The sequence below is a fragment of the Catellatospora sp. NPDC049133 genome, assembly GCF_040648455.1.
In the GTDB taxonomy this organism is placed as follows: domain Bacteria; phylum Actinomycetota; class Actinomycetes; order Mycobacteriales; family Micromonosporaceae; genus Catellatospora; species Catellatospora aurea.
Window position 1 is genome coordinate 1 of record NZ_JBEZDT010000062.1, and the last position, 21,368, is coordinate 21,368.

Sequence of the window (21,368 nt, forward strand, 5' to 3'; positions counted from 1 at the left end):
AGGCCACGCGGCGCACTGTTTCGCGCCACCCCTGGTCGGGGCGGGCGTGTCAGGCAGGCGTCCCATCTCTCGTGCCTGCCTGACACGCCCGGCCCATTCTCGCGCCATCAACCCGGAGCAACGCGGCCGCCATCGGGGTTCAGGCCATTGCTGCGGTCGGTGCACGCGGCAGCGCGAGAGATGGCGGCGGAGCACGCCGCAGGCCTGGCCACTGCGGTGAACGGTTCGGGGGATGCGGCCGCGGGTCCGCGCGGCCCTGGCGAGGACGTCGCCGCGATAGTGCGGTTGTTCGCGTGCCTGGCCTGCGAAGACGGCGACAACGAGCCACGGCAGGACGACCCGGCCGGCCAACCGCCGTCAGACGGCCGTGCCGGGTCCGACACGGCGTACTGGCTAGGTGTCCGGGCTGGACGCCGTGTCGAGCAGGAGCTGCTGGCCCGTCTTGTGGCCATGGCCGCTCGACATGGCCGCAGGCCGGTCCTGGTGGCATACGACGCCGCACTGGTCACCGATGCCGAGTACCGGCGAGGGCTGGCCGCCGGACGGCGTCTGGTGCACCAGACGCTGCTGGTTTCACGGCGCATGATCCACGGTGAGGCGTGCCCTGTCTGCGGGGCCGCGGGCGTCGAGGGCCACGACTCGACGTGCAGCTACGCGTGACCCGGTGCCGATGCCGTGGTGGGAGCCGCTGCCCTGTCGCTCCCGCGGGCCTGGCGTGCCGTCGTGGGCCGGAACCGATTGCGGACGCCAATGGAGCCGCGCGGGCGTGGGGTTGTCCGCGCGGGCCGTGCCGAGACGGCGGTCTCGTCGGCATGACCGGCCACCGAAGGTCATCGGACGATCTTGAACCGGAACGTCGGTGTGCCCAGCGCTCCGTACAGCCGCAGCCAGACCGCCAGCAGCATCTCGGTGCCCCGGGCGGTTCTGACCGGTGTGATGCTGTCCGTCACTGGCGGCGCATTGCGGGTTCGGTGATACGACCCGGCGGACGGTCCCTGGCCGACCTGGCGGTCGGAACCGCTGGGCGTACACGCGTTCGTGGGGCGGTACGCCGTCCGGCGGGCCGCCCCACGAGGTGGAACTGTCAGGCGTTGATCTGCTCCCGGTCAGGGACCGCCTCGATCGGCGCGAACGGCTGCGCGCGGGGCGTGATCCAGGCGTGGAAGAACCCGGCGACCGACAGCAGGAACATCACCAGCGCCGCCAGGTAGGCCACCAGCGCGGCCTGGCCGGCCTTGACGCCGAACTCGCTGAACCCGTAGGTCGTCAGCAGCAGCCCACGCAGCGTCCTGCCCGCGGCAGCACGGCTGCCCGCCGGCGACGTCGTGCTGTGCGACCTGGCTCGCGAAGGCGTCAACACGGTTCTGCAAGCGCTGCGCACGCTGGGGATCGACGAGACCGGTGCGATCACGATCGAGGACGCCGGCGTCGTGCTGTCGGCATCGGCAGAGCGGGCCACGCAGGCGGCACCGGGCCTGGACGTCGACGCCGTGGTCTGGGACGAGATCGAACACCGAACCGGTCAGGAAACCCGCCTGTCGGCGACGTACCTGGCCCTGCTGACCGTGGCGACCGTCATCGCCGCGATCGGGCTACTGCTCGACCAGCCCATCCTGATCGTCGGCACCATGGTCGTCGGACCCGAGTTCGGGCCCCTTGCCGCACTGTGCGTGGCACTCGTCCGGCACCGCTCGGACATGGCCGCCCGCTCCGCGATCGCGCTCGCGGTCGGGTTCCCGGCCGCGATGGCGGTCACCGTCGTGGCGACGTGGGCGCTGACGGCCGCCGGACTGGTCGACCGCAGCATGCTGCTGGCCGAGCGGCCGCTGACCGACTTCATCTGGCGCCCCGATGCGCTGTCGTGGGTGGTCGGGTTCCTGGCAGGAGTCGCCGGGATGCTGTCGATCACGTCCGCTCGTTCTGGCGCGCTCATCGGCGCGCTCATCTCCGTCACCACCGTCCCGGCTGCCGCCAACGCAGCAGTGGCGCTGGCTTACCACGCACCGGCAGAAGCCTTCGGCTCCGCAGCCCAACTCCTGATCAATCTTGCGGCGATCGTCGCAGCCGGAGTGCTCACGCTGGGCGTGCAGCGGTTGTGGTGGCAGCGGGTACCTCCGCCGGCGCGGCCGATCGCCGTGGCGCAGGCGACATCACACAGGTGACAAGCGGCCGGCACCTCCCTTCAAGGCGATGCGCCAACCTGGTGCGGTAAATGTGCAGCCAAGTCGGTAGTGCGTCGGCGCGTTGCCCTCAGACAACTCCTCCGAATGCGGCCAAGGCCGCGACCCAGCCCGGCCATGGCGAGCCGGTGGGCCTCGGCTCGGCCCGGCTGCGGCGGTGCGGCGTCGGCGAGCACGACCGTTCCTGCCGCCTACGCGGCTGGCCCCGACGGTGCTGCGCATCTTGAATACGCAACGGCAAGTCTTCGCGGGCCATGAGCCACCTGCGCGCATCAGGGTCCGTGCGTTTCCGGTCGTCGGTGAACACGATGCCGACCAGACTTCCCAGCGCTCCACTGTCGACCCCATCGGATGGTGCGCGCCGCCCCAACCGCGTACCGGACGCGGCGGCTGGCAGCTGCGGCGGCGGCAAATAGGCGAGAAGATCGTCGCGTCGTTACCGCTGATCAGAGATTGTCGATGCCTCCGTTGCCACGTTCAGCGGCCGGGTGGTTCGGCGACCTGGGACACCAACGACACGACGGCGTCCAGATGAACCGGTGTCGTCAGGTGCCCGAGCCCGGCCAGCACCCGAACATCGAGGCCCATGGTCCGGCGGACCACCGGCGCCAGCCGACGGGGCGGCAGGAAACGGTCGTGCTCGCCGACCCCGACCCCGACCACGCACGGCACCGCGGCCCGGCGGGCCAGTAGATCAGCGGGCAGCGGCGGCGGGGCCAGGGTCGTGCGGCAGCAGGCCGCCACCAGCGCCATCCACTCCACGTCGATCTCGGGCGGCGCCGTCCCAGGGGCGACGAAAAGCCGCAGCATGCGTAGGGTGTGCTCAGAGGTCGGACGCAGCAGCCACGCAGCCGAAGCCAGCGCCAGCGCCGGGTCCACACTCAGCCGGATGAAACCGGCCGGAGACACCAGCGCCCGCGCCGCGATCCGGGGCGAGCCGGCAGCCAGGGCCACTGCCGCGCCCAGCGAATTGCCCAGCAGCACCACCCCGTCGGCGTCGATCGCCGCCAGGACCTCGTCGACGACCTGGCCGTACCAGGCCAGTCTGGCCCGGCGAGGCCGGCGCGGATCGCTGAGTCCGGGCTGTCCCGGCAGGTCGATGACAGTGGTCGCCCACCGGCGCGACAACACTCGCAGCCACGGCAGAGCCGCCGCGGCGTTGGCACCGGTCCCAGGCACCATGACGACCCGCGGGCGTCCGGCACCGGCGCAGGTGAGCTCCACCCGGCCGGCGCTGGTGTCCAAGGTTCTGCTGGTGAGCGGGAAGTCCGCTCGCGCCAGGACCCGCCGGCATCGCTGTACGTCGGTCCGGCCTTGCGAACTGCGGTACACGGTCGGCATCGCGCCAGTGTTTCCGGCGGCTCGCGGTCCGGTCCAGCTCTCCCACGCGAGACGCCACACTCTTCCGTGGTGCCGGAAGGCGAGCGAACCGATCGACACTGTGGTGAAGTGCCAGAACCGGTGATGATCACATTTAGTGAAACGGGACACCGCGGTGACGGCGGGCCACGTCAGCCAGTCATAGCCATTCGTCTCGACCTCTAGCAACGTCCACCACCCCTGTCGTGGGCGATGGCCCCGCAGGGCGATCAAGCTATCGGGCGGCGCGGCGACAGAAGTGGGTCCTCGGCATTGCCGGCTCCAATGTCAGGAAACCGGCAGTGCGATGCTGTCGATCGCTGCGTCGGCGATGCGGTTCCTGGTCTTCGCGTCGACCCCTGCCTTGGCGAGCGCTTCGAGCCCGCGATGCGTGGTGAGGATCAGTCCGCCGAGAACCTCGGCGTCGGCGGCCGGATCCAGGTGCCCGGCGCGCTGCGCCTGCTCGACAAGCCGGCGGCAGCTGTCGAGCAGCGTTTCGTGTGTCGCCAGCGACCTGGTGGCGATGGCGTCGTTCTCCGACGCCAGTTCGGCCGTGGCCTTGGCCAGCAGGCAGCCAGGCCGACCGGTGTGGTCGTCCGGCGCAGTGAGCCATTTGCGGAGGCGGTCGAGGGCCTGGTCCTCCGGGCCTTCGAGCATGGCGGCGGCTCCCTGCTCGGAGGTTGCGCAGTACTGCTCGAACACCCGCTGGAAGATGGCCTCCTTGTCGCCGAATGCGCCGTAGAGGCTTCCCTTGCTGAGCCCTGTCGCGCGGGAGAGATCGTCGACCGAGGTGCCGTGGTAACCGGTTTCATTGAACAGCCGGTGCGCGGTGGCCAGGACCTCTTGCTCGCTGAACTTCCGTGGTCGCGCCATGCCTCCATAGTACGGAGTTCTGAACGATCGGTCCAGAACCTGTTACGGTTGGCCGCATGTACAAAACCAGCACTCCACCAGACACCACCGAATTCGCAGGAAAGCGCGCGATCGTCACGGGAGGCAGCCGCGGGATCGGCGCCGCCATCGTGCAGCGGCTGCTCGACGGCGGCGCGACCGTCGTCACCACCGCTCGCAACGCCACCGACGAGACGCCCAAGGCCGCGACCTTCATCCAGGGCGACATCAGCACGCTCGCGGGCGTGCAGGCCTTCACCGCCGCAGCACTCGACGAACTCGGCGGCGTCGACATCGTGGTCAACAACGCCGCGGCGGCACGCGCCCACATCGGGGGCATCTCAACCATCCCCGATGAGGAATGGATCGACGCACTCAACCTCAACTACCTGTCCGCCGTGAGGGTCAACAACGCACTGCTGCCGGCGCTGCGCCAGGCCGGAGCGGGCAGCGTGATCGTCAACATCTCATCGGGAGCGGCACTCACGCCAGCGCCGCCATTGGCGCACTACGGCGCCGCCAAGGCCGCCCTCAACACCTACAGCAAAGCGCTCGCCTCCGAGCTCGCGCCTGCCGGAATCCGCGTCACCACGATCATCCCCGGCAACGTGCTCACCCCGGGCGCCGACGCGATCCGCCAGAACTTCGCCGACGCGATGGACGTCCCGCTTGCCGCCACCACGGCGGGCATCCCTCTGGGCCGCCCCGGAGACCCGCGCGACATCGCCGAAGCCGTCGCCTACCTCGCATCGGACCGGGCTCAGTGGGTCACCGGAGTAAGCCTGACAGTCGACGGCGGTGAACTCCCCATCGTCTAGCTCCCGGTTCGACCGGCCTCTTGTGCGGCGCACAACGACCCCGGCGGCGCGGGAACTGTCCCGCGCCGCCGGGCGTCAGGTCGAGCAGGTGAGCGACCAGGGTCGGGCTCGTGAGTGCGCCGCGTCCAGCAGCCTTACGGCGCAGTACCGCGAGCTGGTTCATCTGATCAGGTGCCTCATGTACTGCGTACCTCTGACGGCTTCAACCACGCGTTGGCCTGTCTAAGGGCATCGGGACGATCGTGCTGCCGAGCCCCCGCCCCGCGCGGTGGACAGTCGGCACAGTGATGAGGTCCCCTGCCGGGAGGCTTGGCTGATGCCGCCTCAATGCTGGCCAGGCTGTTCGGCTGGTGCACGGCGCACGCTTAATCGGCACATGACCGATCACCGATGACTACGCTGAGTCGTGAATCATGTTCGACTAGTTGCGGGGGGCATCAGGTGGGTACGGTCACGACCAACGACGGCACGGAGATCTTCTACAAGGACTGGGGCACTGGTCAGCCGATCGTGTTCAGTCACGGCTGGCCCCTGTCGGCAGACGACTGGGACAACCAGATGTTGTTCTTCCTGAACCACGGCTACCGTGTCATCGCCCATGATCGCCGGGGACACGGCCGTTCCACTCAGACCAGTGATGGCCACGACATGGATCACTATGCTGACGACCTGGCGGCGGTGACCGCCCACCTCGATCTGCGCGACGCTATACACGTGGGACATTCCACCGGTGGCGGCGAGGTCGTGCGCTACCTCGCCAGACATGGCGAGAGTCGAGTTCAGAAGGCTGCAATCCTGTCTGCGGTTCCGCCGCTGATGGTGCAGACCGAAGCCAACCCCGGGGGACTGCCCAAGAGCGTTTTCGACGACCTGCAAGCGCAGCTGGCGGCGAACCGGTCGGAGTTCTACCGCGCTCTGCCGTCGGGTCCGTTCTACGGTTTCAACCGCCCTGGTGTGCAGGCTTCGGAGGCGATCATCGAGAACTGGTGGCGTCAGGGCATGATGGGCGGCGCCAAGTCCCACTATGACGGCATCGTCGTGTTCTCCCAGACCGACTTCACCGAGGACCTGAAGAAGATCACGGTTCCGGTGCTGGTGATGCACGGCGACGACGACCAGATCGTCCCCTACGCCGACTCGGCACCGCTGTCAGCCAAACTCCTGCGCAACGGCACCTTGAAGACGTATCCGGGATTCCCGCACGGCATGCCGACCACGCACGCCGACACCATCAACGCCGACCTGCTGGCTTTCCTGAAGTCCTGACCGCAGCGCTGCACCCGCTCAGCGGAGGGTACGGTGGCGAAGATCAAAGTGTACGGGGCTCCTTGGTGTCCGGACTGCCGTCGCGTCAAGAAGTTCCTGACCGAGCATCGCGCCCGATACGACTGGGTCGACGTCGACCAGGACATCCAAGCTCACGCCGAGGTGCGGCGGCTGCAGAACGGCGGCCAGACCATCCCCACGGTCGTCTTCGACGACGGCGCGATGATGGTGAACCCGTCAAACCATACGATCGCGGCGAAGCTGGGTTTGAACCTTCGCGCCGAGCGCGACGTCTACGACCTGGCGATCATCGGCGGCGGGCCCGCCGGCCTGGCCGCGGCCATCTATGCCGCCCGAGAGGGCATCGACGCCGTCGTCGTCGACAAGGGGGCCCTGGGCGGTCAGGCCGGAGCCACCCAGCAGATCGACAACTACCCGGGATTCCCCGATGAGGTGGGTGGCGCGGACCTCGCCGCCCGGTTCGTCGCGCAGGCCCGCCGCTACGGTGTCGAGCTGCTGTCGGCCGTCGAGGTGGCGCAGCTGGCGCTCGACGGGCAGGACGTGACGGTCGCCTTGAGCAGCGGCCAGCAGCTGTGTGCCGGCGCGGCGATCGTGGCCACCGGCTCCTCATACCGCAGGCTCGGGCTACCCGGTGAGGACGAGCTCATCGGCGCCGGAGTCCATTACTGCGCCACCTGCGACGGGCCGTTCTACCACGGTGCCGACGAACTGCTGGTCGTCGGCGGCGGCAACTCTGGGCTGGAGGAGGCGCTGTTCCTCTCGCAGTTCGCCGGCCGGGTCCGCATCGTCGAGCAATCGCCGGCGTTGAAGGGTTCCGCGTTGGTGCAGAACAAGATCTCCGAGCACCCCCAGTTCACCGTGCACACCAACACGGAGATCACGGCGTTGACCGCGAAAGCCGGCAAGCTGCACGAGGTGAGCGCCCGCGACGGTGCCACCGGCGAACTGCTGACGTGGCGGCCGGACGCCGCGTTCATCTACATCGGCATGGACCCCAACACCGGATTCCTGCGGCAGTCTCTGCACCTGGACCAGTGGGGGTTCGTCACCACCGACGACACGCTCGCCACGAGCATGCCGGCGTCTATGCCGCCGGTGACGTGCGGGCCGGGTCGACCAAACAGCTCGGCGCCGCGGTCGGCGAGGGGATCACCGCGTTGATCCACGCACGCCAGCATCTGCAGCGGCGCGGTATGACCCGAAGCGTGTCGATCAACGCATGATGGGCCTGCCACCGTCTCCGGCCAGCGGGATGTGAGCCAGCGAAAGCGGAGCCGGGCCTATCCGCGCCCGGCTCCGCCTGATCGGTGTTCGGGTTGTCAGACCTGGTTGAGTCCGCCGTACGACGAACACGTCGCCACCTGTCATGAAGCTGCTCGCTCCTGAGGCCAGGAACACCACGACGTTGCCGACCTCCTCGGGACGGCCCATGCGGCCCAGGGGAAGGGATTTGGCGAACTCGGCCTTGAGCTCTTCTGCGGCAGCGGCGTTCGGGGCGAGGCCGGTGATGCCGGGCGTCTCGATAGGTTCCGGGCTGATCGCGTTGACCCGTACCTTCCGCTCCGCCAGCTCGGCTGCCCACGTCCGGGCGAGGGCTCGGACGGCGGCCTTGGAGGCACCGTAGACGCCGAAGGCCTTGGCGCCTCGGGTAGCCGCCGTCGACGCGTTCAAGATCACGGAGGCGTCCTCGTTGAGCAGCGGAAGCGCCTTCTGGACCGTGAACAGCAGGGCCTTGGCGTTGAGCCCGAACGTGTCGTCGAAGTGCTTCTCGGTCACCTGCTCCAGCGTGGCGAACTCGCCGCCACCCGCGTTCACGAACAGGATGTCCAGGCCCTGACCTCGTGCCTTGACGGCTTCGTACAACCTGTCGAGATCGTCCGACGAGGTGACGTCGCCGACCAGCCCCGTCGCGCCGGCGCCGATGTCCGCCACGGCCGCGTCCACCTGCTCCTAGCGGCGACCGATCAGGAAGCCGTGGGCCCCCTCTTCGGCGAGCCGCTTCGCGGCGCCCAGCCGATCCCGGTCGTTCCACCGGTCACCACGGCCGTCTTGCCCTCAAGCTGCTTACTCATCTCGAATCTCCGTCCGCGGCGTCCGCCGCTTCATTGTCCGGCCGGCATGGTTGTCGGCCTTCGTTGTCGCCGAGCCGTGCCCGGCGATCTGCCCAAAGGAGGAGGCGATTTCTCCACGGCAGGGTTTCGCGCTGTCCACGCGTGTGATGGCGGCGCGAGTGCGTCAGGCCGTGTAGCCGCCGTTCACGTCGAGCACGGCGCCGGTGACGTATGACGCCGCCGGGCTGGCCAGGAACGCGATGACCGCTGCGGTCTCGGCAGGGTCGCTCACCCGCTTGATGGACAGAGCCGCCACCATCTGCTCCAGCGCCTGCGGGCTCGGCGGCTCCATGCCGGTCTGCATCAGTCCGGCCTGCACGATGTTGACGGTGATGCCGCGCGGGGCGAGATCACGTGCGGCGCCCTTGGTGTACCCGATCAGGCCGGCCTTGGTCGCCGCGTAGTCGGCCAGGCCCGGCAGGCCGACGCGGGAGCCGACACCGGAGCCGATGTTGATGATCCGGCCATCGGCGCGTAGGACCCGTGCCGCCGCGCGGATGATCGCCACTACGCCCGTGTAGTTCGTGGCGTGCATACGGTCCAGGGCGGCCAGGTCAGCGGAGGGGTCGTCGATGGTCCAGCCCTGTACGGCGATGGCGGCGTTGTTGACAAGGATGTCTAGACCGCCGAGGGTGGCCACCACTTCTTCGATCAGCGGCGCGGCCTGGGTCGTGTCGGCCTGATCCGCCCGGATCGCGGCCGCGCGCACTCCCTGGGCCTGCAGGCCGGCCACGACCGCGGCGGCCTTGTCCGCGGAGCCGAGGTAGGTGATGGCGACATCGGCGCCTGCATCCGCCAGAGTTCGCGCAGTGGCCGCGCCTAGACCGCGGGACCCGCCGGTCACGAGTGCGACTTTGCCTTCTAGGGGCTTGGGCATCGATATACCTCTCATGATCATTTTAAATCCGCATAAGGGTCATTTAACCCGTAAGGTGAAAATTTTGCGGCCAAAGGGCCTAGGCGGTGGCTTCATGCGCTCGTCCGGCCCGCGGCGGGCCCGCCGTTCGGGCCCCGCACTCTCAGCGGAGCGCTGGCTGAGACACGCCCGCTTGCTCGGTCGGCGAGGCCAGCAGCCGCAGGGTCTGCTCGGCGCTGGCCCTTATCGCCGCAAGAGCGGCCCTGGCCGGCTCGGGAAGGTTCCGGAGCACGAGATCCACCTGCCATGGTTCAGCGACCTGGTCCAGGAAGCCGATCATCAGCTCGGCGCCTTCCGTCGGCGACGTCGCCATCACCTGGCGTGCGAAGTCCTCCCAGGCCTGCTCGCTGAGGTGCTTGCGCAAGGCCGGCAGCAGGATGGGCTCCTCGTGTGCCATGTGCGTGTGGACCAGGTCACACACGGCCGCCGCGGCGTCGGCCAGGGCCCAGCGGTCGACCTCCTCGGTCAGCGGGACCTGGGCCAAGGTCTGCAGTGCGGCGTCGAGCTGCTCGTGTTCGAAGCCGAGGTCCTCCAGCGCGCGTGCGGCTTCCGGGTCCACCGTGGCGAGGGTGGCCCACAGGATGTGGTCCTCGGTTTCGTGATGGTGGTGCAGGTTGGCGACGATGAAGTCGCGCAGCGTGCGCAGTGCCGTCAGCGGCGCGTTGCCGGCGGCGTCGGTCAGCAGCGTGGTGGATCTGCGGTAGACGTCGTGGGCGAGGGTGGTCTCGATGACCGACAGGGGCTCGCGGGTCTTCATGAAGGGCTCCGTTCGTTGCTTACCAACTGGTCAACAACGAACCTGAGCTGCACATTCTATTAATGACCACATGTACATTAGGGCGTATGTCACAGCAGAAAGCTCCCCACGACGGCGACGCCGTACCTCGGCGCAGGCACCGCAGGGACCCGGAGGGCAACAGGGACCTGATCCTGCAAGCTGCACGGGCGGCGTTCGCCGAGCGCGGATACACCCGCGCGACCGTCCGGGACATCGCGGAGCGGGCTGGCGTCACCCACGGCCTGGTGATGCGCCAGTTCGGTTCCAAGGAGCAGCTGTTCCTGGCGGCCGTGCCGGGCACCCGTGACGTCGACCTCGTCATCGCCGGGAACCCGCAGACGCTGCCTGAGCGGGTCGCGGCCGCCTACATCGACCGGATGGAGAACAGTTTCAGAAACGACCCGCTCGTGGCGGTCCTGCGTAGCGCGGCATCCAACGAACAGGCCGCGGTCGGCCTCTACAGCGCGATGCTGGAGCGTACCGCCGGCGCCTACAAACAGGTGGTCACCGGTGAGGACGCCGACGTGCGGGTCGACCTGCTCGCGGCGGTGCTCATCGGCGTCACCTTCTGCCGGTACATCGTCGGTGTCGGGCCGGTCGCGCAGATGAGCCCCCAGCACCTGCAGGCGCACCTGACCCGCCTGGTGAGAAGCGCTCTGTTCGACTGAGCTGGAAAGAGCGGCATGGGGCAGCCGAGGCACCGTGAATGCGAACTCCTGACCTGGTGGTTCCCACCGCATGTCACAGTGAGGGATGAGCGAGAGCTACGCCTCGATCGCGTTCACTCAGCACGTCCGCCAGGCACAGGAGCGCTACGGCAGCCGGGCGGCTGTCAAGCGGCTCGGCGGCGAGGCGCCTGGGCAGCCTACTGGCGGTGGGGAGCCGCGGGATCCGCTCACTGATTTCGAGGCTGAGTTCATCGGGCTGCGCGACGGTTTCTACCTGGCGAGCACCTCCGACACCGGCTGGCCGTACGTGCAGTTTCGGGGCGGGCCGCCCGGGTTCGTCAAGGTCATCGACGAGCACACCTTCGGCTGGGCCGACTTCCGCGGCAACCGGCAGTACATCAGCGCCGGCAACATCGCCGGCGATGACCGGGTGAGCGTCTTCTTCATGGACTATCCCCGGCAGCTGCGGTTGAAGGTGTTCGGTCACGCGAATGTCATCGACGTGCGCGATGACCCGTCGGCGGTACAGGCCCTGACCGTTGCAGGCTACCGGGCGAAGGTCGAGCGGGCGGTGATGGTCACGGTCGCGGCGTTCGACTGGAACTGCCAGCAGCACATCACCCCCCGATACTCGGCTGAGGAACTGCGGGAGATCCTTGCGCCGATGCAAGAGGAGCTGGAGCGCCTGCGGGCCCAGGTCCGCGGTGGCGCAGCCGCGGCCTGACATAAGAGTCCTCAGCTCTTGGCCGGCAGCGTGCAGCGGAAGCCGCGGATATATCCGGCGATGGCGTCGAGGTGGGTCTCCAGTGCGAAATGGCCCGCGTCCACCAGGTGGATGTCGGCGTCGGGCAGGTCACGCTGGAACGCGCGAGCGCCGTCGGGGCCGAAGATCTCGTCGTTGGCGCCCCAGACCGCCAGCAGGGGCACCTGGCTGGTGCGGAAGTACTCCTGCAGCTGCGGATACCCGTCGATGTTGGTCGGATAGTCGTGGAAGAGCTTCAACTGGATCAGGTCGTTGCCGGGACGGTCGAGCAGCGTCTGGTCGTGCAGCCAGTTGTCGGGGCTGACCAGACTCGGGTCGGCTGCGCCGTTGAGGTACTGCCAGCGGGTGGCGTCCAGGGTCAGCACCTTGCGCGCCCCCGGCTCGGTCTCGGCACTGGGATTCGCGGCGTAGGCGAACAGGTCTTTCCAGAAGGGCTCGACGAACCCTTCCATGTAGGCGTTGCCGCTCTGGGTGATGTGCGCATCGCCAGCCGCCAGCCGATAGGGGCACCGTAGTCGTGCACGTAGATCGCGAACGTGTCGACGCCGATGTGATCGAGCAGCCCGGCGGTGAGGGTGCCCAGGGCGTCGAACGTGTAGTCGAACTCCGTGACCGGGGGCTGCGCGGACTGGCCGTAGCCGAGGTGGTCGGGCGCGATGACGTGGTAACGATCCGCCAGCGCCGGAATCAGATTGCGGAACATGACCCATCGAGACCAGTCCAACAACGTAGAACGGCATCCGAAGGCCGTATGACCTGCTAGCTTCGGCAGGTGGCCACCTTGCTGGCGGTGAACGTCGGCCTGCCCAAGGATGTGCCCTGGCGTGGACAGCAGGTGCACACCGGGGTGTGGAAGGAACCGGCCACGGGCCCGGTGATGCTGCGCCGGCTGAATCTCGACGGCGACGGGCAGGGTGACTTGGCCGGCCACGGCGGCGAGCAACGCGCGGTGCTGGTTTACCAGCTGGACTCGTACCGGTACTGGTCCAAAGGTGCTGCACCGTGACGACCTGCGCTTCGGCCAGTTCGGAGAGAACTTCACCGTCGATGGACTGCCCGACGACGAGGTATGCATCGGAGACCGCTACCGCGTCGGCGCAGCCGTCGTGGAGGTGACCCAGCCGCGCGTCACCTGTTATCGCGTAGGACTGCGGATGAACGTCACACTGGGCGTTGTCGGCAGCGCCGCCAAGCAGCCAACCCACCCGCCGTCAGGGCCGCCGTGAACCGGCCCGGCGGTGTCGTTCGCCCGCAGTGGGCTGACCGTCGCGTGGGGTGAGGGCTATGCCAGCATTCTGGAACTCGCCGAGGCCTGCGATGTACCGGTGCGCTGGTCCTGCCGAACCGGCGTCTGCCACACCTGCGAAAGCGGCCTGCTGTCCGGCGCCGTGGACTACTCACCCGACCCTGTGGAGCCTCCAGGCGAGGGGAACCTGCTGATCTGCTGCTCCCAGCCTGAAACCGAGATCGTCGTTGACCTGTGACGCCAGGTGAGGGTTCCTGCCTCGCCGAACCGCACGGCCGCAGAGGGGATTCCTTTAGCCGGTTGTCGGACTTGGGCCGCTGGTCAGCCTCGGTTCAGCAGAGCCTCGGTGGAACCCCGGCCGTTCACGGCCGGGAGGAAACGGATCGCCTGCGGAGCAGGGCAGGGAAAGTCGGTTCGCCGCTTCGTTCCGCGGGCCGGCAGGTCGGCGACTGTGCACCGATTCGCCGTCCACCACGCAGTTACCCGCGAAAGCGGCCATCCGGGAAAAGTAGCGGACCTGGAGCAGGACCTTGCCAGTTTCGATCTGACGGGCCTCGGTGCGAGGGCGAGAATAGGCGTCGCCGGGCGCGGCATACACAGGCCGGACAAGAATCACTTCTTCGGATACAAGCTCTGGTATACCCAACAACAGTCAAGCACGGGTCCGCGCAAGGACTGACCCTGCGTCCCGCAACCGTTCACCTCAAGAATCTGGCGATCTCCCGGTCAGAATGGTAGAGCAGGCGCACCATGTGAGAGGTACGGCCAAAGATCTTCAGACATGGTGATGGGGAGAGGAACATGGCGAACACTGCATATGAGTCCGGCCGGATCGGCCTCCTGCTCATCGATACGGTCAACGAGGTGTTTTCGGAGAAAGGTAAAAGCTACAGCGAGTTCAAGGAGGAATTCGACAGGATCGGGACGTTCGAAAACCTCAAGCGCCTGCTCGCCGGTGCCCGCGAACAAGGAATGCCCGTCTTCTTCGCACCCATGTCCTTTACGGAGGAGGACTACACAAGCTGGCAGTACATCTGCGGGATCCAGCAAGAGATGTATGACAACCGCCTGTTCGAGGCTGGCACCTGGAACGCCGACTTCCACCCCGATCTGTCGCCGCAGGCCGGGGAGATCGTCGTCTCGCCGCACAAGAACATCGACGTGATCGCGACGACAGATCTCGACACCCAACTGCGACAGCACGGTGTGCAGTACGTGGCAGTGGCGGGAATGGTCGGGACGATGTGTGTGGAATCGACCGCCCGTACAGCCATGGAACGGGGCTACCACGTCACGACGTTCGTTGACGCCACAGCGGCTGCCGGTGGCCGCGCCGCCTACGACGCGATGATCCTGCGCTATCCGCTGATCTCGCACGCGACGCTGACAGTCGACGACTTCCTCGCAGCGACAGCCAAAACCAAGTAGGCAACGGGCCAGACAACAGCGGGCATCGGTCTGGCCATCGCCACGATGCTCGCCGCAGAGTGCCACCGTTGACCTGTCCGGCCGGCACCAAACCGAACTCGACTCCGCCGCAGAGTCGGTCGGACCGGCATGGCTGTGCAAGGCGACGTATCCAAGCTAGCCGACCTCAAGTCACACTTCGCGACCATCACGTTCGACAGTGGACGGCTGTACCTGGTCGTGGCCGACGCAGGGGTCGGGGAGTACGCCCGTCGGGCAGCTCGGCGCAGCGCCCGGTTCGCAGGACACGCCCACGTCTGAAATCCCGACCTAGGGAAACGAATCGACGCGGACAAACGAATCGCTTACAAGTAGCCGTCCCCTGACGTAGCGTGTTGGTGGGATCTTGTGATCCGATCCGGCCCGGCGTGCTGCCGGATGCGGCTACGCGGGCGGTTCCAGCCCTTGCGGCCCGTTGCCCGAAACCTGGAGTAGTCGCATGAACCAAACCTCTTCGAGAAATCGATGCCTGCGCCTGCCGACAGGGGTCGCTGTTATCGCCGTGGCCTTCGCCGTCGCTCTGGCCGCCGCAGCGCCCACGGCAGCCGCACCCACCCCAGCTCCGCAGACCAAGCCCACCGTCGTCCTGGTGCACGGAGCGTTCGCAGAATCGTCCAGCTGGAACCCGGTCATCACCCAGCTCGCAGGTGAGGGCTATCCGGTGATCGCGGTCGCGAACCCGCTGCGCGGTGTGAAGACCGACGCCGCATACGTCGCCGACGTCCTCAAGACCATCCAGGGGCCTGTCGTCCTGGTGGGGCACTCCTACGGCGGCCTGGTCATCAGCGCAGCCGCCACCGGCAACGACAACGTCAAGGCCCTGGTGTACGTCGCCGGATTCGCACCCGAGCCTGGCGAGAGCGGAGCGACGCTGTCGGGAAAGTTCCCAGGTAGCACCCTGTCGGAGACGCTGGCCCCACCGGTGGCACTGGCCGGCGGCGGCAACGACATCTACATCCAGCAGGACAAGTTCTGGAAGCAGTTCGCCGCCGACGTCCCCGAGGCACAGGCCAAGGACATGGCGGCAACGCAGCGCCCGGTCACCCAGGCCGGGCTGACCGAGGCCTTCCAGGGCGAGCCGGCCTGGAAGTCGATCCCGACGTACTTCATCTACGGCAGCCTCGACAAGAACATCCCGGCGCAGGTTCACGCGTTCATGGCGCAGCGTGCCGGAGCCAAGCAGACAGTGGCCGTCGACGGTGCTTCACACGTTGTCATGATCTCCCACCCGCAAGAAGTCGCCAAGATGATCACCGATGCGGCTTCTCAATAACCGAGCCCGCGCCTGGCGGGGGCGGCAGGCGTACCCTGCCGCCCCGCTCTGCGTGTCAGCCGTGCCCGCCGAGTCGATCATCCTCGGGCAGCGGGCACAGCGACTGCGGAAGTCGGTGCCGCCGTGGCACAAGCCGGGGACTGGTGATCCACGACAGCAGACAGTGACATGAGCAGCCAGCACGGTTTGTCCGCATCCCGCGAAAGGCGGATGAGGGACCCATGTCGCAAGAACAGCTGGTACTCCTCGACGGCAGTACGTTCTTCACCACCGACCGGCGGGGCGACACCGACGGCGCCGACGACGGCCTCTACTTCGCCGACACGAGGCATCTGTCGACCTGGCGGCTGAGCGTGGACGGCGCAAAGGTTCACCTGCTCAGCGCCGACACACCTCAGTACTACTCGGCGCGCATCCACGCGACCCTCGCCTCGGTGCGCGTCGGGTTCAACCCCACGCTGTCGGTGCGTCGAGACCGCATCGTGGCCGCCGGAATCCATGAGGACCTGGTCGTGGACAACTTCAGCGACGATGAGCAGGAACTGATCCTCGATTTGGCGTTGGGCGCCGATTTCGCCGACGTGTTCGAGGTCAAGGACCAGCAGATCGCCCCCCGGCAGGTGAGCACCGCGATCGACGAGAACTCGATCACCCTGCGGTACACCAACGGCGCCTTCACCCGCGCGACCACGGTCAGGTTCACCCAGCCAGGCACCCTGCACAACGGCACCGTCTGGCCGCACGACACCGCGATCATCGCCGAGGGCCTGCGCCGCTACGGCCACCACGACCAGGCCGCGACACTGGCGGTGAACCTCATCGAAGCCGCGGCCGCATTCGGCTACCGACTCCCAGAAGTCTTCGCAGGCTTCGTCCGCGAAGGCGACCGACCCGTGGAGTACCCGACCCCGTCCCGCCCACAAGCCTGGTCAGCAGGCTCCACGCTGCTCGTCCTACGCACCCTGTTCGGCCTCGACGTCGACGGCGGAACCCTGCGGGCCACCGGTCACCGCGTCGCAGCCATCGGCCCGATCCGGCTGGACAACATCGCCGTCCGCGGCCAACGGCACACCGCACAAGTCTGACCTCCACGTAGTACAGCACCATCACAGCAGACCGGGGGAGCCGCAAATGGGAATCCTGAGCCGCACCCCGCCGAACTTCTTCGCCACGCCGTTCGGCCTCACCGGGCTGGCGGGCACCTGGCTGGCACTATCACACACGGCCAACGCACCGCGGGCACTGTCCGCCGCACTCTACGTACTCGCGGCCGCGGTGTGGCTGGTGCTGCTAGCCGGCTACCTGGCCCGCGTGACCGCCACCCGCGGACGGCTGATGGCCGACCTGCAGGACCCGGTCCTCAGCCCCTTCGTCAGCGTGATCCCGATCGTCGCGATGCAACTCGGCGTCGGGCTACACCCCGACGCCCCCCGAACCGCGATGGTAATCGTCGACATCGCGCTGGTCGTGGTCATCGGACTAGGGGGCTGGCTGACCGGCCAGTGGATGACCGGCAACCTTGACCAAGACAAGTTCCACCCCGGCTACCTGCTGCCGACCGTCGCCGGCGGCCTGCTCGCCTCGACCGCCGCGACCACGGTCGGCCAGCCCGGCCTCGGCCGGGTGTGCTTCGGGATCGGCATCGTCTGCTGGCTGGTCATCGGCTCGCTCATGCTGCAACGGCTGTTCTTCAGACCTCCGCTCCCGACGCCTCTCGTCCCGACCATGGCCATCGAGGTGGCACCTGCCCCCGTTGGTGGCCTGGCCTGGTTCGCGCTGACTCCGGTGCCTGACACCCTCGCATACGGCCTTGCCGGCTATACGATCCTGATGGTGCTGGCCCAGATCCGCCTGATCCCCGTCTACCTGCGGACCCCCTTCACACCCGGCTACTGGGCCTTCACGTTCTCCTACGCAGCCGTGGCCACCCTCGCGATACGCTGGCTGACCGTCGAACGACCACCCGCCCACCAGGCACTGAGCTGGCTGATCACACTGCTGCTCACTGCACTCATCGGCGCAATCGCCATCAGGTCGGTCATGGCGCTGGCTCAGAACAGCTATTTCCCGCCACCGCCGCCGAAAACGACAGCTCACGAATCTGGACACCCGCGGTGAATCGCATCCAGAGCATCCTGCGCTCGTCGCGTGCCTATGGGCGTGGCTGTTCGCATCTTGTCAAAGCCTGGCGACGTCATACGCTCTGCGCATCTTCGGATCATCCGTGTTCCGGCATCCACCCCGCGTTCAAGGCCGTACCTCCTTACGCTGTGGGTAGCACCTCGGCCCTACGCAGGCCGTAGCGCTGGGAGCCGTCACATCGGGGATGTGCAAGGAGGGTGTCGTGCCCACGAAGATCACGTTGATGATCGACAATCCTGCAAATCCCGAGGACTTCGAGCGCGCCTTCGCGGACATGAAGGCGGCCGCGAAGAAGCTCCCGAAGCTGCAGCGACTCGAGTCCGCCAAGGTGTGGCCGAAAGAGGACGGCACCGCCACCCCCGCTTACCGGACGCTCGACCTCTACTTCGACAGCTACGACGACGCCTCTGCCGCGGTCGCTACGCCCGTTGCCGCCGATGTCTTCGGCGCCCTCGCGGGAGCTCAGGCCACCTTCACCGGGTTGTTCTCGGATATCGAGAAGGTTTGATGATCATGCTTGAACGGCAAGGTGTCGCTGTCACCGGCGGACTCGGAACCTCGTAGTGCGAGGTGTCCTCGCGCCGGTGCCAACCGGCCCGCGGCACATGGCCAAAGGCCCCGGCATGTCGGAGGCCCATCGCCGAAAGCCTGCGCACCGCACGTACGTTTCAGCGGTAGCGAACTTCCGTCGGGTCCTGGCCGCCTGATGCCGAGGTGTCCAGACGAAGACCGCCGCCAGCGTGATTCGCCTTAGCCGGCCGAAGGAACCGGCCCGTCACGTGCGGCCAACCGGGCGAGCGCCCGCAGCGAGCGCGCGGAGGGACTGCCCGGCTCGGCGTGGTACACGACCAGCGACTGGTTGGTACCGGCGATCGTCAGTTTCTCGTAGCGCAGCTCCAGCTCACCCACCCGCGGATGGTGGAACAGCCGGATCCCGCCGCCCGCGCGGGCGGCGACGTCATGCCGAGCCCAGAGGCGCCGGAACCGCTCACTGCCAGCGGACAGCTCCTCGACCAGCTCGGTGAGCTGCGGCTCGTCCAGCTCGCCGCCGGCCAGAGAGCGCAGGCCGGCCACCGCACTTGCGGCAACCGCCTCGGAGGCCGGATAGAGCGCTGGCATACCCGGGTCCAGGAAGACCGCTCGGAGCAGATTCACGCCGACCGCGTAGATCGGCGCCAGCTCGGTCGCCACCGGGTTGGCGAACAGCACATCCAGGAGGCGGCCGTGCACGAACGCGGGCGTGTCGGTCCACGACCCGACCAGCTGCCTGATGCCCACCGCCACCCGTTCCGGGTGCCGCACGGGCCGCCCGGCCGGCGCCAGCCGGGCCAGCCGGTGCAGGTGCGCCGAAGCCTCCGCATCCAGCCGCAGCGCCCGGGCCAGCGCGTCGAGCACCTGCGCCGACGGATGCAGGTCGCGACCCTGCTCCAGCCGCAGGTAGTAGTCGGCGCTGATGCCGGACAGTAGGGCCAGCTCCTCCCGCCGCAGACCGGGCACCCGGCGACGCCCGTGCGCGGGAAGCCCGACCTCGCCCGGAAGGACCAGCTCGCGCCGGGCACGCAGGTACTCCCCGAGGGAACTGGCCTTGCCCACCCGCCCATCGTATCTGCCCCCACCCGGCCCAGCCTGGTCCTCGCACTACCAGGAAAACCAGGAACCCGGCTACCGCCCGCGGACTGGGTGACAGTGTCTTCCGTAAGCATGACCGAGAGAGATGGGAACAGTCATGACGGAGCGGATCAAGACCCCGTTCGGGTTCGCCTCGACCGCCGACGAGGTCATCGCCGGGGTCGACCTGACCGGCCAGCGGGCCATCGTCACCGGCGGCGCCGCCGGCATCGGTTTCGAGACCGCCCGTACCCTCGCCCGCGCCGGCGCCGAGGTGGTGCTCGCGGTGCGCCGGGTCAGTGCCGGCGAGCAGGCGGCCGCGGACATCGCGGCCGGCATCGGCGCTGACCGGGTCACCGCCCGCGAGCTGGACCTGGCCGACCAGAATTCCGTACGCCGGTTCGTCGCCGGCTGGGATCAACCGCTGCACATGCTGATCAACAACGCCGGGATCATGGCGCTGCCCGCGCTGGAGCGCACTGCCGAAGGCTGGGAGATGCAGTTCGCCACCAACTTCATGGGGCACTTCGCGCTGACAGTCGGGCTGCACCACGCGCTTGCCGCAGCCGGCGGCGCCCGCGTGGTCTCGATCAGCTCCAGCGGCAACCTCTTCTCGCCGGTCGTATTCGACGACCTGCACTTCGCTTTCCGCCCCTACGACCCGCTGCTGGCGTACGGGCAGTCCAAGAGCGCCGAGGCACTGCTCGCCGTCGAGGTGACCCGCCGCTGGTCCAGCCAGGGCATCTGGTCCAACGCGCTAAACCCCGGTGCGATCGCGACCGGCCTGCAGAAGCACACCGGTGGGCTGAAGTCCCCGAAGGAGATGCACAAGACCCCGCAGCAGGGCGCAGCCACCTCGGTACTGCTCGCCGCGTCCCCGCTGCTAGACGGCGTGGGTGGCCGTTACTTCGAGGACTGCACCGAGGCGCCGGTGGTCACCGAACGCCCGGCCGACTACGCCGGCGTCGCGGCGTACGCCGTCGACCCGGGCAACGCCGAGCGGCTCTGGACCGTCGCGTCGGACCTGATCGCGGGGACCTCGACGTAGCCAGGGGGTCGACGAGTAGGAGTCGCTGGCGTACGGCATCGCGGAGCACTGTGCGCAGCAGTGCCAGGATCGTGATCACGCTGGAGCGGGCGGGTCGTCTTCGTAGCTGTTGGCGAACAGTTGGGCGGCGAGCATGTCGATAGCGGTCATCCGGGTGTTGCCCGCGTGCCGGAACCGCACGCGGTTAGCGATTGCGAGCGCGTTCGATCCATGCCATCGCCGCCTCCTCTGTAGGAGTCGACTCCAGGAGCACTTGGTTCGACATGCGCGACCGCATCCGTCAAGTCATCACCCGGCCGTGTAGTTCACCAAAGGCATCCGCCCGGTCGGGTGACAAGGTGCGTCATCCATCGGGGGACGTGGTTGCCTCTGGCGGGGGAGTGGGCTTGTGGGTCCGAGTTCTGCGCGCAGTCAGGACGCAGACGAGTCACTCGAAACGGATGGGATGGTGGAGCTGGCGGCGTGGAGCAAAACGTGGAGCAGGGCCCCGCGCTGTACTGCGCTCAACTGCTCTGAGCTGCGGCGTACTGCACACAACTGCATACACGTCCTGATCGGACGCCCGTGAAACCGCAGGTCACGGGCTCGGTGACCGCTTCGTTTTCACGCGGAACAGGTCACTGGTTCGATCCCAGTATCGCCCACCATAGGTGGCGGCGCGGACCCCCAGTTTCGACCAGCAACAGCACCTGGCGGCCGACTTCCGAGCGTTCGTCGAGGGCCTGGCCTGTGAACCGGACGACGACGCGGCACCGTGAGACATCGGGTTGATCTCGCTAGACCTCGAGGGCCGACCTTTCGTAGACCAGCGCG

25 protein-coding genes are annotated in these 21,368 nt (G+C 67.9%); 16 read left to right on the forward strand and 9 right to left on the reverse strand.

Going from position 1 to position 21,368, the window contains the following annotated elements; all coding sequences use genetic code 11:
• Positions 1 to 450 precede the first annotated feature (450 nt).
• Positions 451 to 660, forward strand: coding sequence for a hypothetical protein (locus AB0B35_RS40240; protein WP_361056630.1), 210 nt, complete (start codon positions 451 to 453; stop codon positions 658 to 660).
• Positions 661 to 1,084: 424 nt separating this feature from the next.
• Here AB0B35_RS40240 and AB0B35_RS40245 read toward each other — a convergent pair whose 3' ends face one another.
• Positions 1,085 to 1,357 (reverse strand): hypothetical protein, encoded by a 273-nt coding sequence (locus tag AB0B35_RS40245; protein WP_361056633.1) that lies wholly within the window; start codon positions 1,355 to 1,357, stop codon positions 1,085 to 1,087.
• On the opposite strand from AB0B35_RS40245, the gene AB0B35_RS40250 reads away from it, so the two are divergent.
• Complete coding sequence (locus AB0B35_RS40250) at positions 1,326 to 2,162, forward strand: DUF389 domain-containing protein (protein ID WP_361056635.1); 837 nt, start codon at positions 1,326 to 1,328, stop codon at positions 2,160 to 2,162. The two genes, AB0B35_RS40245 and AB0B35_RS40250, sit on opposite strands and share 32 nt — an antisense overlap.
• 495 nt (positions 2,163 to 2,657) lie before the next feature.
• Here AB0B35_RS40250 and AB0B35_RS40255 read toward each other — a convergent pair whose 3' ends face one another.
• Together AB0B35_RS40255 and AB0B35_RS40260 are read right to left on the reverse strand one after the other, a co-directional pair.
• Positions 2,658 to 3,425, reverse strand: coding sequence for an alpha/beta fold hydrolase (locus AB0B35_RS40255; protein WP_361056638.1), 768 nt, complete (start codon positions 3,423 to 3,425; stop codon positions 2,658 to 2,660).
• Positions 3,426 to 3,827: 402 nt separating this feature from the next.
• A complete protein-coding gene (locus AB0B35_RS40260; protein ID WP_361056641.1) occupies positions 3,828 to 4,412 on the reverse strand; it encodes a TetR/AcrR family transcriptional regulator in 585 nt (194 codons plus the stop codon).
• A 56-nt stretch (positions 4,413 to 4,468) separates the two neighbouring features.
• Here AB0B35_RS40260 and AB0B35_RS40265 point away from each other — a divergent pair, with 56 nt between their 5' ends.
• The 3 genes from AB0B35_RS40265 (at position 4,469) to AB0B35_RS40275 (ending at position 7,696) form a co-directional block, all read left to right on the forward strand.
• Complete coding sequence (locus tag AB0B35_RS40265; RefSeq protein WP_361056644.1) at positions 4,469 to 5,248, forward strand: SDR family oxidoreductase; 780 nt, start codon at positions 4,469 to 4,471, stop codon at positions 5,246 to 5,248.
• A 441-nt stretch (positions 5,249 to 5,689) separates the two neighbouring features.
• The gene (locus AB0B35_RS40270; protein WP_360537380.1) at positions 5,690 to 6,514 is read left to right on the forward strand and encodes an alpha/beta hydrolase; all 825 of its coding nucleotides are present in this window, start codon (positions 5,690 to 5,692) and stop codon (positions 6,512 to 6,514) included.
• Positions 6,515 to 6,547: 33 nt separating this feature from the next.
• The gene (locus AB0B35_RS40275) at positions 6,548 to 7,696 is read left to right on the forward strand and encodes an FAD-dependent oxidoreductase (protein WP_361056647.1); all 1,149 of its coding nucleotides are present in this window, start codon (positions 6,548 to 6,550) and stop codon (positions 7,694 to 7,696) included.
• 51 nt (positions 7,697 to 7,747) lie between these two features.
• Here the strand turns inward: AB0B35_RS40275 and AB0B35_RS40280 are convergent, their stop codons facing one another.
• The 3 genes from AB0B35_RS40280 to AB0B35_RS40290 all read right to left on the reverse strand — a co-directional run bounded on the left by AB0B35_RS40280 (position 7,748) and on the right by AB0B35_RS40290 (position 10,319).
• Positions 7,748 to 8,479, reverse strand: a complete 732-nt coding sequence (locus AB0B35_RS40280; RefSeq protein WP_361056650.1) for an SDR family oxidoreductase — start codon at positions 8,477 to 8,479, stop codon at positions 7,748 to 7,750.
• A gap of 291 nt (positions 8,480 to 8,770) precedes the next feature.
• Positions 8,771 to 9,490 (reverse strand): SDR family oxidoreductase, encoded by a 720-nt coding sequence (locus tag AB0B35_RS40285; RefSeq protein WP_360537386.1) that lies wholly within the window; start codon positions 9,488 to 9,490, stop codon positions 8,771 to 8,773.
• A 175-nt stretch (positions 9,491 to 9,665) separates the two neighbouring features.
• The gene (locus tag AB0B35_RS40290) at positions 9,666 to 10,319 is read right to left on the reverse strand and encodes a hemerythrin domain-containing protein (protein ID WP_360537388.1); all 654 of its coding nucleotides are present in this window, start codon (positions 10,317 to 10,319) and stop codon (positions 9,666 to 9,668) included.
• An 86-nt stretch (positions 10,320 to 10,405) separates the two neighbouring features.
• Between AB0B35_RS40290 and AB0B35_RS40295 the strand changes: the two genes are divergently transcribed.
• Both AB0B35_RS40295 and AB0B35_RS40300 read left to right on the forward strand, forming a co-directional pair.
• Positions 10,406 to 11,008 carry a TetR family transcriptional regulator gene (locus AB0B35_RS40295; RefSeq protein WP_360537390.1) on the forward strand — a complete coding sequence of 201 codons (603 nt, stop codon included), beginning with the start codon at positions 10,406 to 10,408 and terminating at the stop codon, positions 11,006 to 11,008.
• Between the two features lie 85 nt (positions 11,009 to 11,093).
• On the forward strand, positions 11,094 to 11,732 hold the full coding sequence (locus AB0B35_RS40300; protein WP_360537392.1) for a pyridoxamine 5'-phosphate oxidase family protein: 639 nt from the start codon (positions 11,094 to 11,096) through the stop codon (positions 11,730 to 11,732).
• Between the two features lie 11 nt (positions 11,733 to 11,743).
• Here AB0B35_RS40300 and AB0B35_RS40305 read toward each other — a convergent pair whose 3' ends face one another.
• Positions 11,744 to 12,223, reverse strand: coding sequence for an alpha/beta hydrolase (locus tag AB0B35_RS40305; RefSeq protein ID WP_361056653.1), 480 nt, complete (start codon positions 12,221 to 12,223; stop codon positions 11,744 to 11,746).
• Positions 12,130 to 12,474, reverse strand: a complete 345-nt coding sequence (locus tag AB0B35_RS40310) for an alpha/beta fold hydrolase (RefSeq protein WP_360537396.1) — start codon at positions 12,472 to 12,474, stop codon at positions 12,130 to 12,132. The genes AB0B35_RS40305 and AB0B35_RS40310 overlap by 94 nt, the downstream gene beginning before the upstream one ends.
• 69 nt (positions 12,475 to 12,543) lie before the next feature.
• On the opposite strand from AB0B35_RS40310, the gene AB0B35_RS40315 reads away from it, so the two are divergent.
• The 8 genes from AB0B35_RS40315 (at position 12,544) to AB0B35_RS40350 (ending at position 18,407) form a co-directional block, all read left to right on the forward strand.
• On the forward strand, positions 12,544 to 12,777 hold the full coding sequence (locus AB0B35_RS40315) for a hypothetical protein (RefSeq protein ID WP_360537398.1): 234 nt from the start codon (positions 12,544 to 12,546) through the stop codon (positions 12,775 to 12,777).
• Positions 12,764 to 12,997 (forward strand): MOSC domain-containing protein, encoded by a 234-nt coding sequence (locus AB0B35_RS40320; RefSeq protein ID WP_361056656.1) that lies wholly within the window; start codon positions 12,764 to 12,766, stop codon positions 12,995 to 12,997. Before AB0B35_RS40315 ends, AB0B35_RS40320 begins: the two co-directional genes overlap by 14 nt.
• Positions 12,998 to 13,009: 12 nt before the next feature.
• Positions 13,010 to 13,255, forward strand: coding sequence for a 2Fe-2S iron-sulfur cluster-binding protein (locus tag AB0B35_RS40325; RefSeq protein ID WP_360537402.1), 246 nt, complete (start codon positions 13,010 to 13,012; stop codon positions 13,253 to 13,255).
• A 563-nt stretch (positions 13,256 to 13,818) separates the two neighbouring features.
• A complete protein-coding gene (locus AB0B35_RS40330) occupies positions 13,819 to 14,445 on the forward strand; it encodes a cysteine hydrolase (protein ID WP_361056659.1) in 627 nt (208 codons plus the stop codon).
• 478 nt (positions 14,446 to 14,923) lie between these two features.
• Positions 14,924 to 15,757: an alpha/beta hydrolase gene (locus AB0B35_RS40335; RefSeq protein WP_361056662.1), complete on the forward strand. Its 834-nt coding sequence runs from the start codon at positions 14,924 to 14,926 to the stop codon at positions 15,755 to 15,757.
• A gap of 221 nt (positions 15,758 to 15,978) precedes the next feature.
• Positions 15,979 to 16,842: a glycogen debranching N-terminal domain-containing protein gene (locus AB0B35_RS40340; RefSeq protein ID WP_361056665.1), complete on the forward strand. Its 864-nt coding sequence runs from the start codon at positions 15,979 to 15,981 to the stop codon at positions 16,840 to 16,842.
• A gap of 46 nt (positions 16,843 to 16,888) precedes the next feature.
• Positions 16,889 to 17,875 carry a hypothetical protein gene (locus AB0B35_RS40345; RefSeq protein WP_361056668.1) on the forward strand — a complete coding sequence of 329 codons (987 nt, stop codon included), beginning with the start codon at positions 16,889 to 16,891 and terminating at the stop codon, positions 17,873 to 17,875.
• 226 nt (positions 17,876 to 18,101) lie between these two features.
• A complete protein-coding gene (locus AB0B35_RS40350; RefSeq protein WP_360537412.1) occupies positions 18,102 to 18,407 on the forward strand; it encodes a hypothetical protein in 306 nt (101 codons plus the stop codon).
• A 242-nt stretch (positions 18,408 to 18,649) separates the two neighbouring features.
• Here the strand turns inward: AB0B35_RS40350 and AB0B35_RS40355 are convergent, their stop codons facing one another.
• A complete protein-coding gene (locus AB0B35_RS40355; protein ID WP_360537414.1) occupies positions 18,650 to 19,492 on the reverse strand; it encodes a helix-turn-helix transcriptional regulator in 843 nt (280 codons plus the stop codon).
• Between the two features lie 133 nt (positions 19,493 to 19,625).
• Here AB0B35_RS40355 and AB0B35_RS40360 point away from each other — a divergent pair, with 133 nt between their 5' ends.
• Entirely contained in the window at positions 19,626 to 20,555 is a 930-nt protein-coding gene (locus AB0B35_RS40360) for an SDR family NAD(P)-dependent oxidoreductase (RefSeq protein ID WP_361056671.1), read from the forward strand.
• The last annotated feature ends 813 nt before the right edge of the window (positions 20,556 to 21,368 follow it).

Bases quoted from the DNA above. Each gene is read 5' to 3' on its own strand.
- AB0B35_RS40240 (WP_361056630.1), top strand. From the start codon at position 451: ATGGCCGCTCGACATGGCCGCAGGCCGGTCCTGGTGGCATACGACGCC.
- AB0B35_RS40260 (WP_361056641.1), bottom strand. From the start codon at position 4,412: ATGGCGCGACCACGGAAGTTCAGCGAGCAAGAGGTCCTGGCCACCGCG.
- AB0B35_RS40265 (WP_361056644.1), top strand. From the start codon at position 4,469: ATGTACAAAACCAGCACTCCACCAGACACCACCGAATTCGCAGGAAAG.
- AB0B35_RS40290 (WP_360537388.1), bottom strand. From the start codon at position 10,319: ATGAAGACCCGCGAGCCCCTGTCGGTCATCGAGACCACCCTCGCCCAC.
- AB0B35_RS40295 (WP_360537390.1), top strand. From the start codon at position 10,406: ATGTCACAGCAGAAAGCTCCCCACGACGGCGACGCCGTACCTCGGCGC.
- AB0B35_RS40300 (WP_360537392.1), top strand. From the start codon at position 11,094: ATGAGCGAGAGCTACGCCTCGATCGCGTTCACTCAGCACGTCCGCCAG.
- AB0B35_RS40305 (WP_361056653.1), bottom strand. From the start codon at position 12,223: ATGGAAGGGTTCGTCGAGCCCTTCTGGAAAGACCTGTTCGCCTACGCC.
- AB0B35_RS40310 (WP_360537396.1), bottom strand. From the start codon at position 12,474: ATGTTCCGCAATCTGATTCCGGCGCTGGCGGATCGTTACCACGTCATC.
- AB0B35_RS40330 (WP_361056659.1), top strand. From the start codon at position 13,819: ATGGCGAACACTGCATATGAGTCCGGCCGGATCGGCCTCCTGCTCATC.
- AB0B35_RS40335 (WP_361056662.1), top strand. From the start codon at position 14,924: ATGAACCAAACCTCTTCGAGAAATCGATGCCTGCGCCTGCCGACAGGG.
- AB0B35_RS40340 (WP_361056665.1), top strand. From the start codon at position 15,979: ATGTCGCAAGAACAGCTGGTACTCCTCGACGGCAGTACGTTCTTCACC.
- AB0B35_RS40345 (WP_361056668.1), top strand. From the start codon at position 16,889: ATGGGAATCCTGAGCCGCACCCCGCCGAACTTCTTCGCCACGCCGTTC.
- AB0B35_RS40360 (WP_361056671.1), top strand. From the start codon at position 19,626: ATGACGGAGCGGATCAAGACCCCGTTCGGGTTCGCCTCGACCGCCGAC.